Origin of the sequence: Sphingomonas trueperi (assembly GCF_040545965.1) — a bacterium.
Taxonomy (GTDB): domain Bacteria; phylum Pseudomonadota; class Alphaproteobacteria; order Sphingomonadales; family Sphingomonadaceae; genus Sphingomonas; species Sphingomonas trueperi_C.
The window spans coordinates 33602-49869 of sequence record NZ_JBEPMV010000008.1 but is presented as its reverse complement, the minus strand read 5'-3'; the positions used below and the strand labels follow the sequence as shown (position 1 = coordinate 49869).

The window sequence follows — 16268 nt, the reverse complement described above, 5'->3', positions numbered from 1 at the left end:
TCCCGCCCCGCTTGCGGACGTTCGATCGCGATCGTTGCACGTCTCAAAGCAGACGTGGAGACATCATCTGGGCCGGAGTTCCCACCTAGGAGAGAAGAACCGTTCGACGGCTTCTCACCAGAAAATTTGGCTCGTCAAGCCTTTTACTTCGCGCGGCTATAGGTAAGTCTATATCGTATCGGCGTAGAGAGCAGTGGACTTATGATTGTAGTCTCCTCCACCAACTGCTGTCCAACGCTACGATACACCGTCGTTCGCTCACTGTCGTCCCCGTGGAATTTCAGGGATACAGCTTCATCATTCGCTTTCGCTGATACATCGAAAATAAGGCCTTCGATGAGCGTCCACTTGATCGGCTCTCCGCCAATCCAAACGACGATAGGCGCTTTGGCATCGTACGTGATCGAGAGACGGTCTCCTGTACTTGAGATTCTGATTATGGACACGGCAATCGACTTGCGCAAAATCATGCGCGCGCGAGGGCGCTTAGCGTCAGGGACGGCGGCAATAGCGCTCTCGATCGCTTGAAAGGCGGTGTCGCGCGACTCCGAGTCGCGGTTATAAATGCCTGAAATCACACCGTGTGACGGGCTCGCTGAGCTTGTGCTGGAGATCATGATGGCAGCTCCGATCGCCGCCGGCAAAGTCCAATAGCGCATCACGCCCTCCTCGAATCCGGCTGCTCGCCGTCATCGGTGTAGTGACGATCCGGTTCCACGCATAGGTGATGACTTGGCTGTTAAATCGAGGGACTTCCTCCTCTTTGTAGCCGCACGTGACGGCGAAAGGCTGGCTATATCGAAGGGTCGGGCCTGGCGACCGCCAACTCGGTCCGCGAGCACAGAAGCGGACAGTCGGCTTCCCACCCACTTCCAGCCGCCGACCGCGAGGATCGAGGGCCCGCCGTTTGCGTCCGCTTTCAGGAAGGCCGATCGGCCACCTGAATGTCCGACTTTGGGCGCCGAGCTGCCGGCGTCCCTGCCCATCTCTTCTTTGACCGCTCCCGCCTCAAAGGGGACAATGAAAGTCGCGAGATGCTTCCCGGAAATGGACGTTAGCCGCCGGGCTTGACCAAAGTAGTTGTCCCAGTTTTGGACCAAGCGTGAGGAGGCTTGGCCGTGTAGGCTTTGAAGTCCCATCGGCGCTTGTATCGCAACGCTGAAGAACGCATGCTGGTGCTAAGATTTAGAAAACAGGGGAGAGTTCTCATGCGCCGTACGCCAGTCGCGATGATCGCCAGCTGTTTCATCGCAGCTGGATCCGGGGCCGCCGCGGCTCCCGTGACGTATAGCGGATCCGGTACGCTGTCGCAGGTCTCAGGCAAGCTCCCGCTGACCGGCTCGGTTCCGCTCGGCAGCGCCTTCAGCTTCTCCTTCACCTTCGACCCCGCGAGGGCGGCGCTATTCGAAGCGTCCCAGGGCTATGCGATCTATGATTTATCCCTTTCAAGCGCGGCAGTTACGCTTGGGGGCTATGCGTACCCGCTGTCTTCCGAAGCTGTGTACACCCCTTTCATTGAACTCTATCGCGGCTTCTCGTTCTTCCCTGGATCGAACATGAGCGAAGAATCACTTGTCTTCACTTTTTTTCTGGCAGGGAAGGCGACCGTTGGCGACCCGGCTGAGCCCTTCGGTGGGAGTGCGGGCAAAAACCAAATGGTCTCCATCGGTGGTGTTCTCCGACAGGCCGACGACGGCATGCCACTCACGCTCGACGGCATCTTCGGTCAAGGTCCGACTTACTACTCCAATTTTGAATACGGGACGCGCGACCCGATCACTAGGCAGACCGGCTTTCTCAGTGGTACATACGTTGGAGGCTTCGCGAGTGGCGTCCCCGAACCCCATCATTGGGCTCTGATCATCGCTGGGGTCGGTATTAGCGGTGCAATTCTCCGCCGACGGAGGAATGCCCGACGGTCGCAGGAGCGTTCCACCGCTTGTTGAGGCAGCCGTTGCTGCGCTGATGCGGCTAAATGAGCGAGCATCTCGCTTCCGTCACTCTCGGCCGCTGGGAGGGTTCTTCGGATTGCAGTCGACGTCCGCTTTTGGGGATGTCGCTCAATCTTCTCAATGTCTGAAAGTGGGCGCCGAGCCGACTGAGGCCTACTGCGCCCTGCGATTCGACGCTCATGACCACGGCCAGCCAGTGGATTCTGTGGGCAGGCCATAGCTAAAAATTTGAGGAGCACACCTGCGGCGTGGCAGCCGCAATGAAAGTGCAACAGTTATAGTTATCTACCGTTCTCTCTTCGCTGCCTAAGCGTTGCAACGACCTCTCTAGGTCGAACCAGGGGAACCAACATGAAGGCTATTCTCGCAGCTGCACTTGCCGCTCTTTGCACGCCTATCGCAGCTCAAGCTGCTATTGTTATCAACGTCCAGCAAGTCGGCACATCCGTCGTGCTCAAGGGTTCGGGAACGTTCGACACAAGTGGGCTGACGCTGTACGCGGCAAATCTGCAGGGTTCTCCGAGGATCAATCCAGCCTTCGGTTCGATCAGCGTCGGAATTTCAGCACCGATCAACATGTTCACAGGGATCACGGGGCCAGGGCTCGGTTATCTTCAGCGCTCTCAGCTTGCTTCCTCAGCAACCGGAGACGTGTTTGGCATCGCGCAGTATATGGGCGCGATCAACCTTCCAGTTGGCTACCAGTCAGGCTCCCTCCTGAGCGGCTCGGCTACCTATCTGGATGCAACGATCGCCAGCCTCGGGCTGAAGGATGGTCAGTATGTCTTCCGGTCGTCGAACGACTCCCTCACGGTCAACATCGGTGGCTCCGCAGTCCCTGAGCCCGCGATGTGGGGGATGATGATCGGTGGGTTCGTGTTTGCCGGTGGGACGCTTCGTCGCCGCAGCGGTCGGGCCATGCTGCGCGCAGCGTAATGGTTTCCTTGGCGTCGCCCGCCCAGCGAGGCGGCGCCACTAAGGTATTGCGGTCACAGCTCCGCTAGAGAGCGCGGCGCGCGGGCTGCTCATGGGAGGCCATGCCCAGGTTCGATGATGATGTCCGCTTCCAGGTGCTGAGCAAGCGCTGCTCAATGGCCGGAAGTGGGCGCGCTGCGGCCTAGCACCCTGCGAATGGCCAATGCTGCGCATCCACTTACCCGGTTTCTCGACTTATCGGATTAGTCGACTAACCGGGTTATCGAAGCCCCCGGCCAGCGGACAAAGCCGGCCTCGAGCTGACTTTTAGGAAGCTGCTGGAGGCCGACGGATGGCGATGAGCCGAGGCGCGCACTGCCCCGTCCCTCTTCGACGGACCTCGAGACAAATTGCGAACCAAACCCCCGCCATGTCCGCTCCTGGAAAACCCTCGAGCACCTCCTAACGGCGGAAGTTGGGCGCGTTGTGGACGAAGTTCAGCCTACGACGCCCCAGTTTCTGCATGCTCCGTACCTGGAGAGTCTTCGCTTCGAGCTCACAAGTTAGGTCACGCTGCTGATCGCCTCCCCTGGATCAAAATTGTTTGCGTGCCCGAACGCTCGTCGACATCGCCCTCTCGTCCTCCGCTCCGCGGAAGCCGAGATTGATCGAGAACTGCCAATCCGCGGGCAGGTCGAGATCAATGCCCGGCGCCAGCACGAACTGTTCGCGCCCCCAGTTTTGTGCACGCAGCCGGTAAACGGAAGGGCCGGCGATGTCGGCATAGTCGACGCCTTGCAGCGCCCCGCCCTGGAACTCATGCTGCCACTCGCCGCGCAGGTTCACCGTCATCGAACCATTTGGAAAGGGCTGGCGAAGCGCGGTGCGAAAACCAAGGGTTCCCGTGGTGGAGCGGATAGCACGGGAGTCGAAGCGGAGGTCGTAGACGCCGGCGCCCTCCTCCACATAGCCGTGAAGGTTGCCGTTGCTCGTGGCCGCCCTCCCATAGACCGACCAGCCCAACGGTCCGCTTACGCGGTCAATGCCGATGGATAGCGCGATGCTTGTGAGGCGGCCGGAGCGCTCACCCGAAGCAAGCGCTCCCGTCGTCGCGTCGGTGCGGCGCGTGCGGAAGGTCATCCAACTGGTAGTGGCCACCCCATCGACGAACAGCCCAGGGACAGGTGCGGCGCTGCCGTACAAAGCAAGCGTGGTTCCTTTGGAGAAGAGGCGGCCCTTGCTACCATCAATCCGGCTGATGTCACGGCTGAGACCCGCACCGGCGCCGAGATACAGCCCATCGCCCACCTTTGCATCGACACCGCCGCTGAGCCCGCTCGTCGCAGCGCTGATCTTCGCGCGGCCTGTAGCAGCGTCGCGTGTTCCAAGTTCCACCGTGCCACCGCTCCAGACGGCCATGCTGCGACAGCCCGTTTCGACGCCACGCTTTGCGTTGGCGCGCTGCTGCTGTTGCGTTTCCTTGGTGCGCTCACCGCGGCGGATCTCGGCTGGATCGTCGCTACGGGGTTCCGCTGCAGGCGGAGCGAGGTCGCGCGATGCCACGCGCACACCGTTGAAGGAATGTCCGCAGTCACCGTGCAGCGTTTCGGCACGCCGCAGGAAGTTGGAGACCTGCGCCTGAGAGAAGCGACGCGCAGCTTCGGCTTGCCCGTCGCTGATCGCCTGTACCACGGGATCGGCGGACGGATCGGGTCGGCGGGTGACATTGACCGTCACCACCGCCGGCGCCGATGTCCCGAACGCATTGGTGAGGGTGTATTGGACCAGGACGGCACCGCTGAAACGCGCCTTGGGCGTGACACGAACCTTGAAGCTACGGCTGGTTCCACTGCCGCCAGGCACTATTTCGGCTGCCGCCTGCTGTGCTGGCGACACGCTGATGATGGCGGCATCGACAAACGGGCCCTCGGTAGCACCTGCGGTGAGGTCGACCAGCACCGCCTGCCCGTCCAGCGTGTTCGCCGTCAGCGCCTGCGCCGTCGGGATCCTCCCAACCACGTTGATGACGACCGATGCAGGAGCCGACACGCCGCCGGGGCCAACCGCAGCGAATTGGAAGCTATCCGGACCGTGATAGTTTGGATCTGGCGTGTAGATCGCGATGACTTGGCTGGGCAGGTCAAGCATTCCGAACACAGCAAGCGCCGCCATTATGCCGGGCGTGCCGCCGGCTCGCATCGCCACCGTGCGGGTGATTGCTACCGACCCGTGCTGCGGCTGACGCATAATCCGGATGTCGGTGTATTCGCCTGACACTAGGCTGGTCAGGTTGATCGCGACATTCTGTCCTGCTTTGGTTTCGGTGTTCGCCGGGACGCTTGCTGACGTCGAGTCTGCGGCCACCGGTGGAGGCGGCGGTGCGATGACGATGGAGTAGTTTTGCGCGAGCACTGCGCCAAAGGCATCGGTGGCCGTTACGCTGGCTTGAAAGCTGCCGTCGGTCGTGGGCGTGCCGGTGATCGCCCCAGTTGTGGCGTTGAGGGTCAAGCCTGCCGGCAATCCGGTTGCGGTGAAGCTGTACGGCGCGGTGCCTCCAGAAATCGTGATCGTCTGGCTGTAAGCCGTCCCAACGGTACCATTCGGCAACGCTCCGGGTGCTGGGCTGAACACCAACGTAGGTGCTGAGACCGTCACCGTTACGGTCGCTGGTGCACTGATGCCGGCGGCGTTGGTGGCCGTATAGGTAAAGCTGTCGGTGCCGGAGAACCCGGCATTGGGCGCATAGCTGATCGCGATACCGGATGCGCTCGCAGTGCCATGGGCAGGCGCGGTTGCAACTGCCACGCTGGTGGCAGCGCCGCCAGCAAGACTGAGCGGGATGGCGGTCGCGCTGCTGTTCGCTCCCACCGCGACGGTGGAGGCACCGGCCACGGGCGCCTGAACACTGATCGCGATCGTATAGGTCGCAGCGCCCGTCACGCCATGCGCGTCCGTAACGGAAATCGTCACGTTGTAGCTGCCGGCGGTCGTCGGCGCGCCGCTGATCACGCCCGTCGCGGCGTTGACAATGAGGCCTGCGGGCAGCCCCGCCGCGGTGAAGCTATACGGAGCGGCGCCGCCCGTTACCGTGATGGTCTGATTATAGTCGGCTCCGACGGCGCCATTGGGCAGCCCACCAGGTGCGGGTGCGAAGCTGAGGGTCGGCGTAGAGACCGTCACTGTCACTGTGGCAGGCGCACTGGTGCCAGCGGCGTTGGAGGCCGTGTAGGTGAAGCTGTCACTACCGGAGAAGCCAGCGTTCGGCGCATAGCTGATCGCCGTACCCGACACGGTTACAATGCCGTGGGCGGGAGCCGCGGCGACTGCAACGCTCGTGGCAGTACCGCCGGAAAGGCTGAGCGGTACGGAGGTCGCAGCGCTATTCGCAACGACGGCGAGGCTCGTAGATCCCGTCAATGGCGCCTGCATAGCGATGTTCAAGGCATAGGCTGCTGTCCCGCCGGCACCATAGGTATCGGTGGCGGTGACCGCGATGGTATAGTTCCCCGGCGTCGTGGGAGTACCGATGACTGCGCCGGTGGCGGCGTTGAGGGTCAAGCCTGCGGGCAGTCCCGTCGCGATGAAGCTGTACGGGGCAGTGCCGCCTGTTGCCGTAATGGTCTGGCTATAGCCGGCGCCAACGGTGCCGTTCGGCAACCCGCCGGGTGCGGGGCTGATGATCAACGCGGGTGCTGAGACCGTGACGGTTACCGTTGCCGGCGCGCTGTTACCCGCGGAGTTCGTGGCGGTATAGGTGAAGCTGTCGCCTCCCGAGAAGCCGACGTTGGGCGTATAGCTGATCGCCGTGCCCGAAGCGGTCGCGGTTCCATGGGAGGGGGCCGTCGCGACGGCCACGCTGGTGGCGGCGCCGCCGGTGAGGCTCAGCGGCACGGTGGTTGCAGTAGTGTTCGCTGCAACTGTGACAGCAGAGGCGCCGGCCACCGGCGCCTGAACGCTAATCACTACGGTGTAGGTCGCCGATCCCGTTGCGCCATGCGCGTCTGTCACGGCGACGGTCATGGTGTAGCTGCCGGGGGTCGTCGGCGTGCCGCTGATCGTTCCCGTCGTAGCGTTGAGGTTCAGCCCCGCGGGTAGCCCCGTAGTGGTGAAGCTGTACGGAGCGGTGCCTCCGGTGGCCGTGATGGTCTGGCTGTACGCAGTGCCGACCGAACCGTTGGGCAGGCCTCCTGGTGCAGGTGCGAAGCTGAGCGTAGGTGCGGCCACAAGGCTCGAGTAAGGCGAGCCGCTTATATTGGTGCCGTCGAGCTTGATGCTCACAGCGTCGGTGCCCGCAATCGTGGGCGTGTAGCTGAAGCCGTAACTGCCGCCGCCACGATCGGCGATCGCTGAAACCGAGGTGCCGGCGTTGCTGCCACCGATGCTCGCTGACAATGCTGCGGCCGCACCGGTGACCGGATTGCCGCTGCTGTCCCGTACAGTGATGGTGACGAGAGTAGGAAGGCCTGCGCTGCCGTTGGGAACTACGGCACTGGACTGCGCCGGGCTTCGCACGCCCACGGATGTCACTGTCACCGTGGCGGTGCTCGTGAAGGTGGAGCCGTTCGCGGACGCTGTGGCGCTGTAAGTGACGCTGCCAGCAGCATTTGATTGGACGGAGAAGGTCGCCTGACCGCTGCTGTTCGTGACTGCAGAGGCTGGCGAGATGGTGGTGTTCGCGGAGGGATTTGCATTCAAGGTAACGTTAGCGCCGGCCAGCCCAGCTCCGCTGGACAGCTTCACCGTCACAAGGATCGTAGCCGTTTGCCCGACAGAGACGGTAGCCGACAAACCGCCGTTTACGCTGAGAGTAGTCTGGCCCGCATCCGGTGCGGTAGCGTCCAGATATTCGTTCAGCTTCGTGACGACGGCGTTGGAGCTGCCGCCATAGCTCGTGCCGGCGGTGTAGCTGCCTCCCAGGACAAGCAGGCGGTCACCGCCAGAGTTAGCGGTGAAGGCCACGGCGTCGATCATGGTGTTGCCGTTAGGATAACGGGAATTCAGCACACCCACTTCTGAGTACTGGACGCCGTTCACCGTATAATACAGCGTGCCGGTGGTGTTCTGAAATGCGCGTTGCGTACCTCCATCGGCAAACCGGATTGAGCCGGGATCAGCGTTCAAGAGAGTGGTTGTAGCGAACGTTTGGCCGGTCAATGTGCCAACGTACGCCCGGTTGAAGCGCAATTCGGCTGCTTGCGAGGATCCCGCCCACCCATACATGAGCAGCATGGAGGCCAAGAGCGCGGAGAGCGCGAGCTTCAAGAGCTGGCGACCTTCTTCAAACCGCAGATACGTCATGCACGCCTCGAACTGAAAACCGTTCGAATGCATAATCTTGCTTGGTTAATGGGAGTGGCTTGATCGCCCTCCGTTCAAGCACGTACCATGGCTGAAAGAACATAGGGCCAATTGATCGAAGCTCGTCCCCGTGCATCACTGGGCAGCCAACGGCGCATTGAGACAGTTGCGAATCAGAATACCGCTACGTCCGCTTTTGGCGTGCCTGCGAGCTTCTCCGAATGGCAGGAAGTGGGCGCGCAGCTGCCTCGGGCGCCTGCCTCCTGCCGTGCTCGGCCACGCCTCGCCTCCCGGCGGTCCAGATCTACGGATTCGGCGTGTGGGGGCGCTTCGGGCGCAGCATCTGGGTTTCGGAGCAACGGGCAAGACAGGGGCCCAGGTTTGTCCACCTGAGCCCCTTTGACCCGTTACAATCCGATGGGAGCGTTTAGCTCCTGCGCTTCGCTGCCGTTCGCTTGCGCGATTGCGGAAACTCCAAGCGCGTCATTCTGGCCCTAGCCCGCTTGAGCCAGCCGGCGGGCGTCGCTGGAACGGCGGCGGCGGAGGCTCAAACCCGCAGCCCCAAAGCCAGCGATCATGAGACCCCACGTAGCGGGTTCGGGGACTGCCGAAGGATCGAAAGTGGCGTTGCCGCCGTAAGAGCCAAGGCCTCGTGACACGCCGGTTACGGTGATGGTGTTGAGCACGCCGGCCTTCACCATCGCGTTAGTGAGTGCAAAAGACTCACTAGCCCCACAGCTACCGACCCCACGGGTCGTGCATACATTGTTATCAAGGTCGAAAAGCGTCCGCTCTGCGGTTATGCCGTTGAAGAGAACAGAGGTGATGTCGAGATCCGTCGACATCAGGAAGGCAGTCTGCGTTACGCTGGTCGTCACCGACCCGCTTCCAGTGCCGTCCTGCCCGAGGGTGAATTGGAAGAGATCGGTGAAGTCACCCGCTGCAATGCCGGTGTGGCCAAAGGTGGCGGCAACGGGGCCGGAGAACGGATTGCCGGCGACAACGAATGTTGTTCCCGTAGGCTGGACACCAGGAGTGATGATCGTGGTTGCCGCATTGGCTGCGGTCGTGCCGAGGATGCTCGCGGAGATCATGGCGACGGCCGCTAGATAGCGCTTCATACAAACTCTCCCTGCTTACATTAACAGTTCGTTAACGAACCTGTTGTCGCCGGAACGTTTGGCTTTGGCCTCGGTTGCGCCCCCTTGAATTGCATTTTAGCGGGACCTGTCCCGAAATGGAGCACATGGAACATAGCTTTCAAGTCGCGGCCAAAGGTCTGAGCTGCTGCACCTTTCCTCACCTCATTAGCCAAAAGGTCTTGGAAGCACCCCGTCTCGCCGCCGCCGATCACTTGCAGCAAACCATCCACTTCAATTCGCTGGCAAACCGAAAAGGCGTCATCCTGTGGCGGCGGCTCTGCGAAATAAGTTGGCCTGGGAACACCGTGCGGTGGACGAGCAGCTGCGGGCGTCATCCGCCGGCGTAATGGTTGAGGGCGGGGATCGGCTCCCAGCCTTCTTGGCGTTCGCTCTACGATCGGCTGGGTGCGACTTCAGAACGCCCAGGCTTGGCGTCCCCTCGACTCACCGCTGATCTGCTTGACCTTCGCTACTGACCAAGTCAGGTTCGCTAGAATCGACGGTTAACCATGTTTTGCTGAGGACGCCATTATCAGACGATCCTGCACCAGTTGCAGAGGCTAGCTGTAGCTAACCTCTCCACTACCCTCAGAACGGGAACACCCCCTCAAAGAGGTGGAGCAGCGAACGAGTGGGCTCTATTTTTGAAACAAACTTGACTGCCGCCTATATCCTAGGTGGACTGGCAAGCGAAGGGCCCAGGGGTGTCTACCTGGGCCCTTCTGCCTTTGGCGCTTTGCGAGAGGCGCTTCTGATCCAACACTCTTTGGTGCTGTTGCTCCAGAAGATGCAACAGCACCAAAAGCACAGATTAACGTCAGGCCGTCTGGATCGAACGGCGAGCGCTGCTGGAACGACGGCGGCGCAGGCTGAAGCCGGCCGCACCGATGCCGCCGATCATGAGACCCCACGAGGCGGGCTCGGGGACGGCCGACGGATCGAAGGTTGCGTTGCTGCCATAGGAGCCGAGACCGCGCGAAACGCCGGTGATGGTGATGGAGTTCAGCACGCCAGCCTTAACCATTGCATCCGTGAGAGCGAAGGACTCGCTAGCTCCGCAGCTACCGACGCCGCGGGTAGAGCAGACGTTTCCGCCGAGGTCGAACAGCGTGCTGGCCGCAGTGATGCCGTTGAAGACGACCGAGGTGATGTCGAGGTCGGTGAACTTCAGGAAGCCCGTCTTGGTCACGCTGGTCGTGACAGATCCGCTTCCGGTGCCGTCCTGGCCGAGCGTGAACTGGAAGATGTCGGTGAAAGCGCCCTTGGCGATGCCGGTGTGACCGAACGTTGCAGCAACCGGTCCGGAGAACGGATCGCCCGAAACGAGAAAAGTCGTGCCCTTCGGCTGCGAGCTCGGGGTGATGATCGTGGTTGCAGCCTGGGCTGCGGTCGTGCCAAGAAGGCCCGCCGAAATGGCGGCGACGGCCGCGAGATAGCGCTTCATACAGTAGACTCCCTGAAAAGGTTACCAAGCCGTTAACGATGTTCGGCCGGAGGGCCGAACGCTTAGCTAAGTAATTGGTTCCATTCAGCAAAAATGCGACCAGCGGATACGCTTTGCCGTCTGCAGTCTGCATTTCTCCACATCGTTTCAGCTCTCCAGAATTTTTGCCGTGTTTTCAGCACGGTATGGCCGAGATGCGGTGGGCCCTTAGCGCAAACGTTACGCCGTCGCGGTACCGGTTGCTCGGGTCGAGAGCAAAATGACGGGGCTTTTCATGACATCGGACGCAGTGAATGCGGTTGCCGGACGTGCGTCAGCGGCAAGCGGAACGTTGGCGACAGAATGGCTGCACAAGACACCACGTGGGGCCCTAGCGGAGTTTGGGATTCAGATCGCCACAAGTTGTCAGCAACGATCTCAAGCAGCGGACCTGCTGAACAGAATGTATGGTTGGCGGGGTTATGGCCGCGATCACCAGATTCCCGAGGGGGAGGGTTGCACAACATTCCTCGCCGCCTCGACGGAAGGGTTGGTCGGCACTCTCACACTGACGGTCGACGGCGCTGCTGGCCTTGCCGCTGACCGTACCTTCGGAGATGTCCTAGACGCCTTTCGTGCCGCTCCGGGCTCCAGCATTTGTGAGCTGACCAAGTTCGCCTTTGACGCGTCCACTCCGGCTCGGCCCCGATTGGCCCACCTGTTCCACGCAGTGCTGATTTTCGGATCAGCAAAACACCAGTGCACAGACCTCTTCATCGAAGTGAACCCTCGGCATCGAGCCTTCTACGAAGCCATGCTAGGCTTTCGCCCTGTGGGAGACGCCCGCACAAATGAAAGCGTAAATGCGCCTTCCCATCTGCTCTGGCTCAGCGTCGATGCGATAAGGGCGAACATCAGCAGCCACAGGGAAGGGGACAGAAGCAATTCACGATCGCTGTATCCTTATTTCCTGCGGGAAGGCGAAGAAGCGGCGTTGGCCATGGCTCTCGATGAGATTGAGGGTACTCGCGCCATCGATCGCTATCCCTCTGGGCAGGCATAAACCGCACCTGGGTTGTGCCAGCTCGCGTTGTGGGTGGCTTCATCGCATCACTGAAGACCTAGGCGATCGAGTAGCTGGCAGTTTAGGAGACCGCTTTTCGACAGCGCAAAAGAGCCCGCCGGCTGCGAAGCTCGTCGGGCTCTTCTACCAGTCGACGGACGGGGGGTGCGAGAGCCCGCCAACTGCGTGACCTAGTACACTGTTCAGGGAACATAAAAACGAGCGTGGTCGAAAAAGGTTGCGAGATCAGAGCGAGTTATCTTGCGTCGTTCAATACCAAGGTGTGCAAACGAGCATGCGGTATGGGCCCTTATGCACCTACGAGCCTCAAACTAGTTGCCGTTTTCCCTTTCCCACCCAGACCGCTCGCGAACCCGGGATCGGCCTCCAGCGGAGCCGCCAGAGGTCGCCCGGTTTGCATCCGCTTTCGGGAGTGTCGATCGGTCCGCTGAATGGCGGCAATTGGGCGCCGAGCTGCCTGGCTCCCTAGCCCTCGCGCTGTTCGGCCGGTCCCGCCCCAATAGCGGACATCATTGATGCTTGAACGTCCAGCTTCGATCCTCGCCGGGTTCGCCGTTGAAGAGGTACCGAATACCGTCGATGTCTCCGTTCGGCCAGACCACCAACTCGCGTTCGTTGATGAAGTCGATCTGCAACGTGTCGCCAGAAGTGGGACCGTCCCAGATGAGTGTCAGCTTATCGCCGGGTTCCAGTTCAAAGCACTGTGGCCAAGGCTCGACTGAGACGTAGATCGGACCATCCTTTCGGTTGACGAAGGTGTGCTGCGCTCGTGCCATGAGCCCAACCTAAGGCTACTCACCGCTGTGGCCAACGGCCGTTTTCCACCCATTCTCTGCCATGCGCACAATGCAGGGCGCGTGAAAGCTGCCGATGCGACTATCGACAATTGGCACGCGACGTCAGCACGGCCCTTGAAGCGCCGCAAACGTTCTCTGCTTTTAACGATTGCAGGCAATTTGAGCCGTGGCATCCTGTCGTCCAACGACTCGAAGGGAGAGGATCACCATGTTCCGTGTGTCCACGATCACCGCCGCGGTTTTCCTGATCATCACACCGGCTCTAGCAGCTGGACCGTGCAAGGACGCTAAGGGCAAATTCGTGAAGTGCCCGCCGGCGGCTGCAGCGGCAGCGGCGAGCGGCATCACAAAGGACAAGGCTGGAAAGTGCCACATCGCTAGCGGGCCTAAGAAGGGCCAGTTCACGAAGTGTCTGTGAAAATCCGCCGTCCTACAGCTCTTGATGTCGGGGCCGTTGTCCTAGCGGCACTCCTGGTGGCTGCCTCGTCCTTTCAGCTGCTTTCGCTACTCCGATAGCACCTGCGGGGAATCTGGAGGCGTAGACGGTAAGTTCGTTAAGCTTGCGACTCTAAGAGAGTTTCGCCGCCTCCGATTCCCCCCTGGTTTCCGGAGGCGGCAACCTCCCCAGCGAGAAATCGCGCGCTGGCGCGGAGGCAACTGCCAGGTAGCCTCAGAGCGTCTGCCCCCAGACCGGTTCTCGTCTGAACCTCATCGTGGATGACCAAGGAAGGCTGGATTGCGACCTGCGGTTGCTCCGGCGTCGTACGCCTCGCTGCCAGCTTGCCGGGGATGAAGGTCTCCGCTTGGAATTAACAATCTAAATGGTGGTACATCCCGCCAAAGCTGCGAGGTGCTGATGCAGTACTTCTTCAACTCGGTAGACGGCGGCATGGAGACTGATAAGGTTGGTGCGGAGTTTGAGAGTCTCGAGGCGGCGAGGGTGCATGCGATCGCAGTCAGCCTTTTACAGGATAGTGCACAGTCGGTCTGGCATGAACGCGACTTTCGCATAGAGATCACCAACGACCGAGGTTTGGTGCCCTGCACCCTCATCATCATCAACATCGACAGCGCCGCCGTAGCCCAGCAGCGTCGGTCTGATGCTGCCTGCCGCCGCACGTCTCAACGTAGGACCTTGCGCTTAGGGAGCAAATTGACACAAGGCCAGTGGCCGGTATCGTGGCCGGCGCAGTCAATGAACCTTCTGCGATGTTCTTCGGAGCCTTGAAACCCGGTCACCCCATGCCGCGGCTGGCCGGATTTTTTGTGTCAAAAGGAGATTAGTTACGTCCGTGACTCGCGTAACTATCTGCAATATCGTCTGAGCGTTGCCCTCTCTTGCGTTCTGACTTACCCCACCCCGGGCGCTGAACGCACCCCCTGAGAGCGCGGCAACCTTGCAAGCATTTCAAGTCAGATCCCAAGCGTCTCAGCAGGCGATATCTCGACCGAGCCGACTTGGTCGGGCATTCATAACAACTCCATAGCGTATCACCGTCTGCAGGCGTCCTTCGTCTCGGCATAACAGCGGGCGGTGACCCTATTGTCCCGCCTTTTAGCTGTTGTTCACGAATCTAAATATTGGAGTAACCATCAGAATTATCGCGGGAATCGTCAGCAGCACAATTTTTTTCCCAAAATGGTCTGGCGGGGCAGTTGTGCCCGGTAGCGGGTCGGCGCTTCCGATCCGGGCTGCAGAAGCGGCCCGTGTACCAAGAAGGAAAACATCATGGCTTTTTCGGTTAACACGAACGTCGGCGCAATGGCGGCTCTCCAGAGCCTGACTGCGACCCAGAAGGACCTGGCCACCACGCAGAGCCGCATCAACACCGGTCTGTCCGTGTCCTCGACCAAGGATGACTCGGCTTCCTACACGATCGCTGGTGGCCTGCGTGGCGACCTCGGCGGCCTGAAGGCGGTTTCGTCGTCGCTCAGCCGCGCGAAGAGCGTGACTGACGTCGCCGTTGCCGGCGCCGAGCAGATCAACGACATCGTCAACCAGATGCAGGCGAAGGCCAAGCAGGCTGCCGACGCTGGTATCGACACTTCGACCCGCGACGCCCTGAACAAGGATTTCACCGCGCTTCGTGACCAGATCACCACGATCGTCAACGGCTCGGACTTCAACGGCACGAACCTGCTGAAGGCTTCGGGTGGTCAGGTGACCGCGCTGCAGTCGCTGCAGGACTCGAACACGGCGACCACCGCGTGGAACCCGGACTCGCTCACCGTGGCGAACCAGGGTCTGGACCTCGGCGGCTCGACGATCACCGTCGCTTCGACCGGCCAGATCAACACCCAGGCCGCTGCGCAGACGATGGTCGACACGCTGAAGACCACTTCGGCGAACCTGAAGACCACGCTCAGCACGCTCGGCGCCGCTTCGCGCAAGATCGATGCTCAGCAGACCTTCACCAGCAAGCTCTCGGACGTGATCGAGGGCGGCATCGGCAACCTCGTCGACGCCGATCTGGCGAAGGAATCGGCTCGACTGCAGGCTCTGCAGGTCAAGCAGCAGCTCGGTGTTCAGGCTCTGTCGATCGCCAACCAGGCGCCGCAGACGATCACTTCGCTGTTCCGCTAATAGCCCAAGGCCCCAACCCTGGGGGGCCGAAGGCTTGCGAAGGGCCGGGATGGTACGCCATCCCGGCCTTTTGCGCCAGACTAGCTCTATCGATGGCAAGCGGCGCGAAGGCGGTATAGGAAAGCCGAGGGGCGCCCGACGCCCGCCTGCCGACTGATTGCATTGACCGCGGCAGTCATCTTCTGACTGCCCCCGTAGGTGTCGGAGCCCTGCCCCGCCTCCGATCGCCCAAAGTCAGCTTCCAAAACCCGTCGATCCACCTCCGCTCCGCACCGCAGAGGTGCACAAACGCCAACCAACCGCAACGCAGCCGAGGCTAGCCTTGAAGGTCTGCGCGTTCTGGCATCCGGGAAAGAGCGGATCCCAGTTGAGCGCATTCGTTAAGTGTGCCCGCTTAAAAGTGCAGCACCACCTCTGAGGTCGCCCCATCCCCTCAGAGGTGGCCCCTTCGCCCGCGACGCCGGTCAGAGCTGCATGCCGACCGATCAGCGCTAACTCGGATTTAGAAAAATATCCGTACAGAGGAGCAGTCGCCTCACGCGACACCCTTTCGCATCCATTGCAAAGCGGCGCGCAGATAACTCGACGCGACCCCCGTCAGCGACTCGCTAAAATGCAAAACGGCCCGGAGGCGAAGCCACCGAGCCAAAGGTGTAGGCGCAGTCCGCCAACGTCCTTTCTATGCGTGATGCAGAATCGATTATCAACTGGGCGATTTCATCTCGCATCAGTGAATTGTCGCCTCACCTGGAGATGCGGAAGGGAACCGCGTGAGGCGACGGACTTGGCTTACGGGATTATCCATAAGGACCAGTTAAGGCTGATCAAGCGGTGTCACCCCTACCCGGCAGACCCGTCGGCTTGCGCACTCGAGGTGTGGATTGAGTGCGGCCGAGAAGGAGTGACCAGCGGCTTCTTACCGCTGACGACCCAGAAGGCAACCCGCGCAAGGCATTCTAATGGCTCGACTTCAGGGCGTATCCGAGCACCTTTGCTCGGACGCCACCGTGCCGAGCCTGCGAACTAAGCACCATCACGAAGGGGAAGTTGCCGCCCCCAATCGAAAGAACGAA

General features: G+C 61.1%; 10 protein-coding genes. 5 read left to right on the top strand and 5 right to left on the bottom strand.

The genetic code is table 11. The features are described 5' to 3' along the window. Nucleotides 1-143: 143 nt before the first annotated feature. Entirely contained in the window at nt 144-659 is a 516-nt protein-coding gene (locus ABIC35_RS19330; protein WP_121079821.1) for a hypothetical protein, read from the bottom strand. A gap of 549 nt (nt 660-1208) precedes the next feature. Here ABIC35_RS19330 and ABIC35_RS19325 point away from each other — a divergent pair. Together ABIC35_RS19325 and ABIC35_RS19320 are read left to right on the top strand one after the other, a co-directional pair. After that, nucleotides 1209-1946, top strand: coding sequence for a PEP-CTERM sorting domain-containing protein (locus tag ABIC35_RS19325; RefSeq protein ID WP_183049519.1), 738 nt, complete (start codon nt 1209-1211; stop codon nt 1944-1946). 357 nt (nt 1947-2303) lie between these two features. Beyond that, nucleotides 2304-2888 carry a PEPxxWA-CTERM sorting domain-containing protein gene (locus tag ABIC35_RS19320; RefSeq protein WP_147425979.1) on the top strand — a complete coding sequence of 195 codons (585 nt, stop codon included), beginning with the start codon at nt 2304-2306 and terminating at the stop codon, nt 2886-2888. Nucleotides 2889-3461: 573 nt separating this feature from the next. Here the strand turns inward: ABIC35_RS19320 and ABIC35_RS19315 are convergent. The 3 genes from ABIC35_RS19315 to ABIC35_RS19305 all read right to left on the bottom strand — a co-directional run bounded on the left by ABIC35_RS19315 (nt 3462) and on the right by ABIC35_RS19305 (nt 10751). Next, complete coding sequence (locus ABIC35_RS19315; RefSeq protein ID WP_183049520.1) at nt 3462-8165, bottom strand: putative Ig domain-containing protein; 4704 nt, start codon at nt 8163-8165, stop codon at nt 3462-3464. 494 nt (nt 8166-8659) lie between these two features. Next, nucleotides 8660-9286 (bottom strand): FxDxF family PEP-CTERM protein, encoded by a 627-nt coding sequence (locus tag ABIC35_RS19310; protein ID WP_121079829.1) that lies wholly within the window; start codon nt 9284-9286, stop codon nt 8660-8662. An 838-nt stretch (nt 9287-10124) separates the two neighbouring features. Beyond that, a complete protein-coding gene (locus tag ABIC35_RS19305; RefSeq protein WP_121079831.1) occupies nt 10125-10751 on the bottom strand; it encodes an FxDxF family PEP-CTERM protein in 627 nt (208 codons plus the stop codon). A gap of 259 nt (nt 10752-11010) precedes the next feature. Here ABIC35_RS19305 and ABIC35_RS19300 point away from each other — a divergent pair, with 259 nt between their 5' ends. Beyond that, the gene (locus tag ABIC35_RS19300; protein WP_147425980.1) at nt 11011-11793 is read left to right on the top strand and encodes an N-acyl amino acid synthase FeeM domain-containing protein; all 783 of its coding nucleotides are present in this window, start codon (nt 11011-11013) and stop codon (nt 11791-11793) included. 530 nt (nt 11794-12323) lie between these two features. On the opposite strand, the gene ABIC35_RS19295 is transcribed toward ABIC35_RS19300, so the two are convergent. Then, a complete protein-coding gene (locus tag ABIC35_RS19295) occupies nt 12324-12590 on the bottom strand; it encodes a hypothetical protein (RefSeq protein ID WP_121079835.1) in 267 nt (88 codons plus the stop codon). Nucleotides 12591-13467: 877 nt separating this feature from the next. Between ABIC35_RS19295 and ABIC35_RS19290 the strand changes: the two genes are divergently transcribed. Continuing rightward, complete coding sequence (locus ABIC35_RS19290; RefSeq protein ID WP_121079839.1) at nt 13468-13839, top strand: DUF6894 family protein; 372 nt, start codon at nt 13468-13470, stop codon at nt 13837-13839. 501 nt (nt 13840-14340) lie between these two features. Further along, complete coding sequence (locus ABIC35_RS19285) at nt 14341-15195, top strand: flagellin (RefSeq protein WP_121079842.1); 855 nt, start codon at nt 14341-14343, stop codon at nt 15193-15195. Nucleotides 15196-16268 lie beyond the last annotated feature (1073 nt).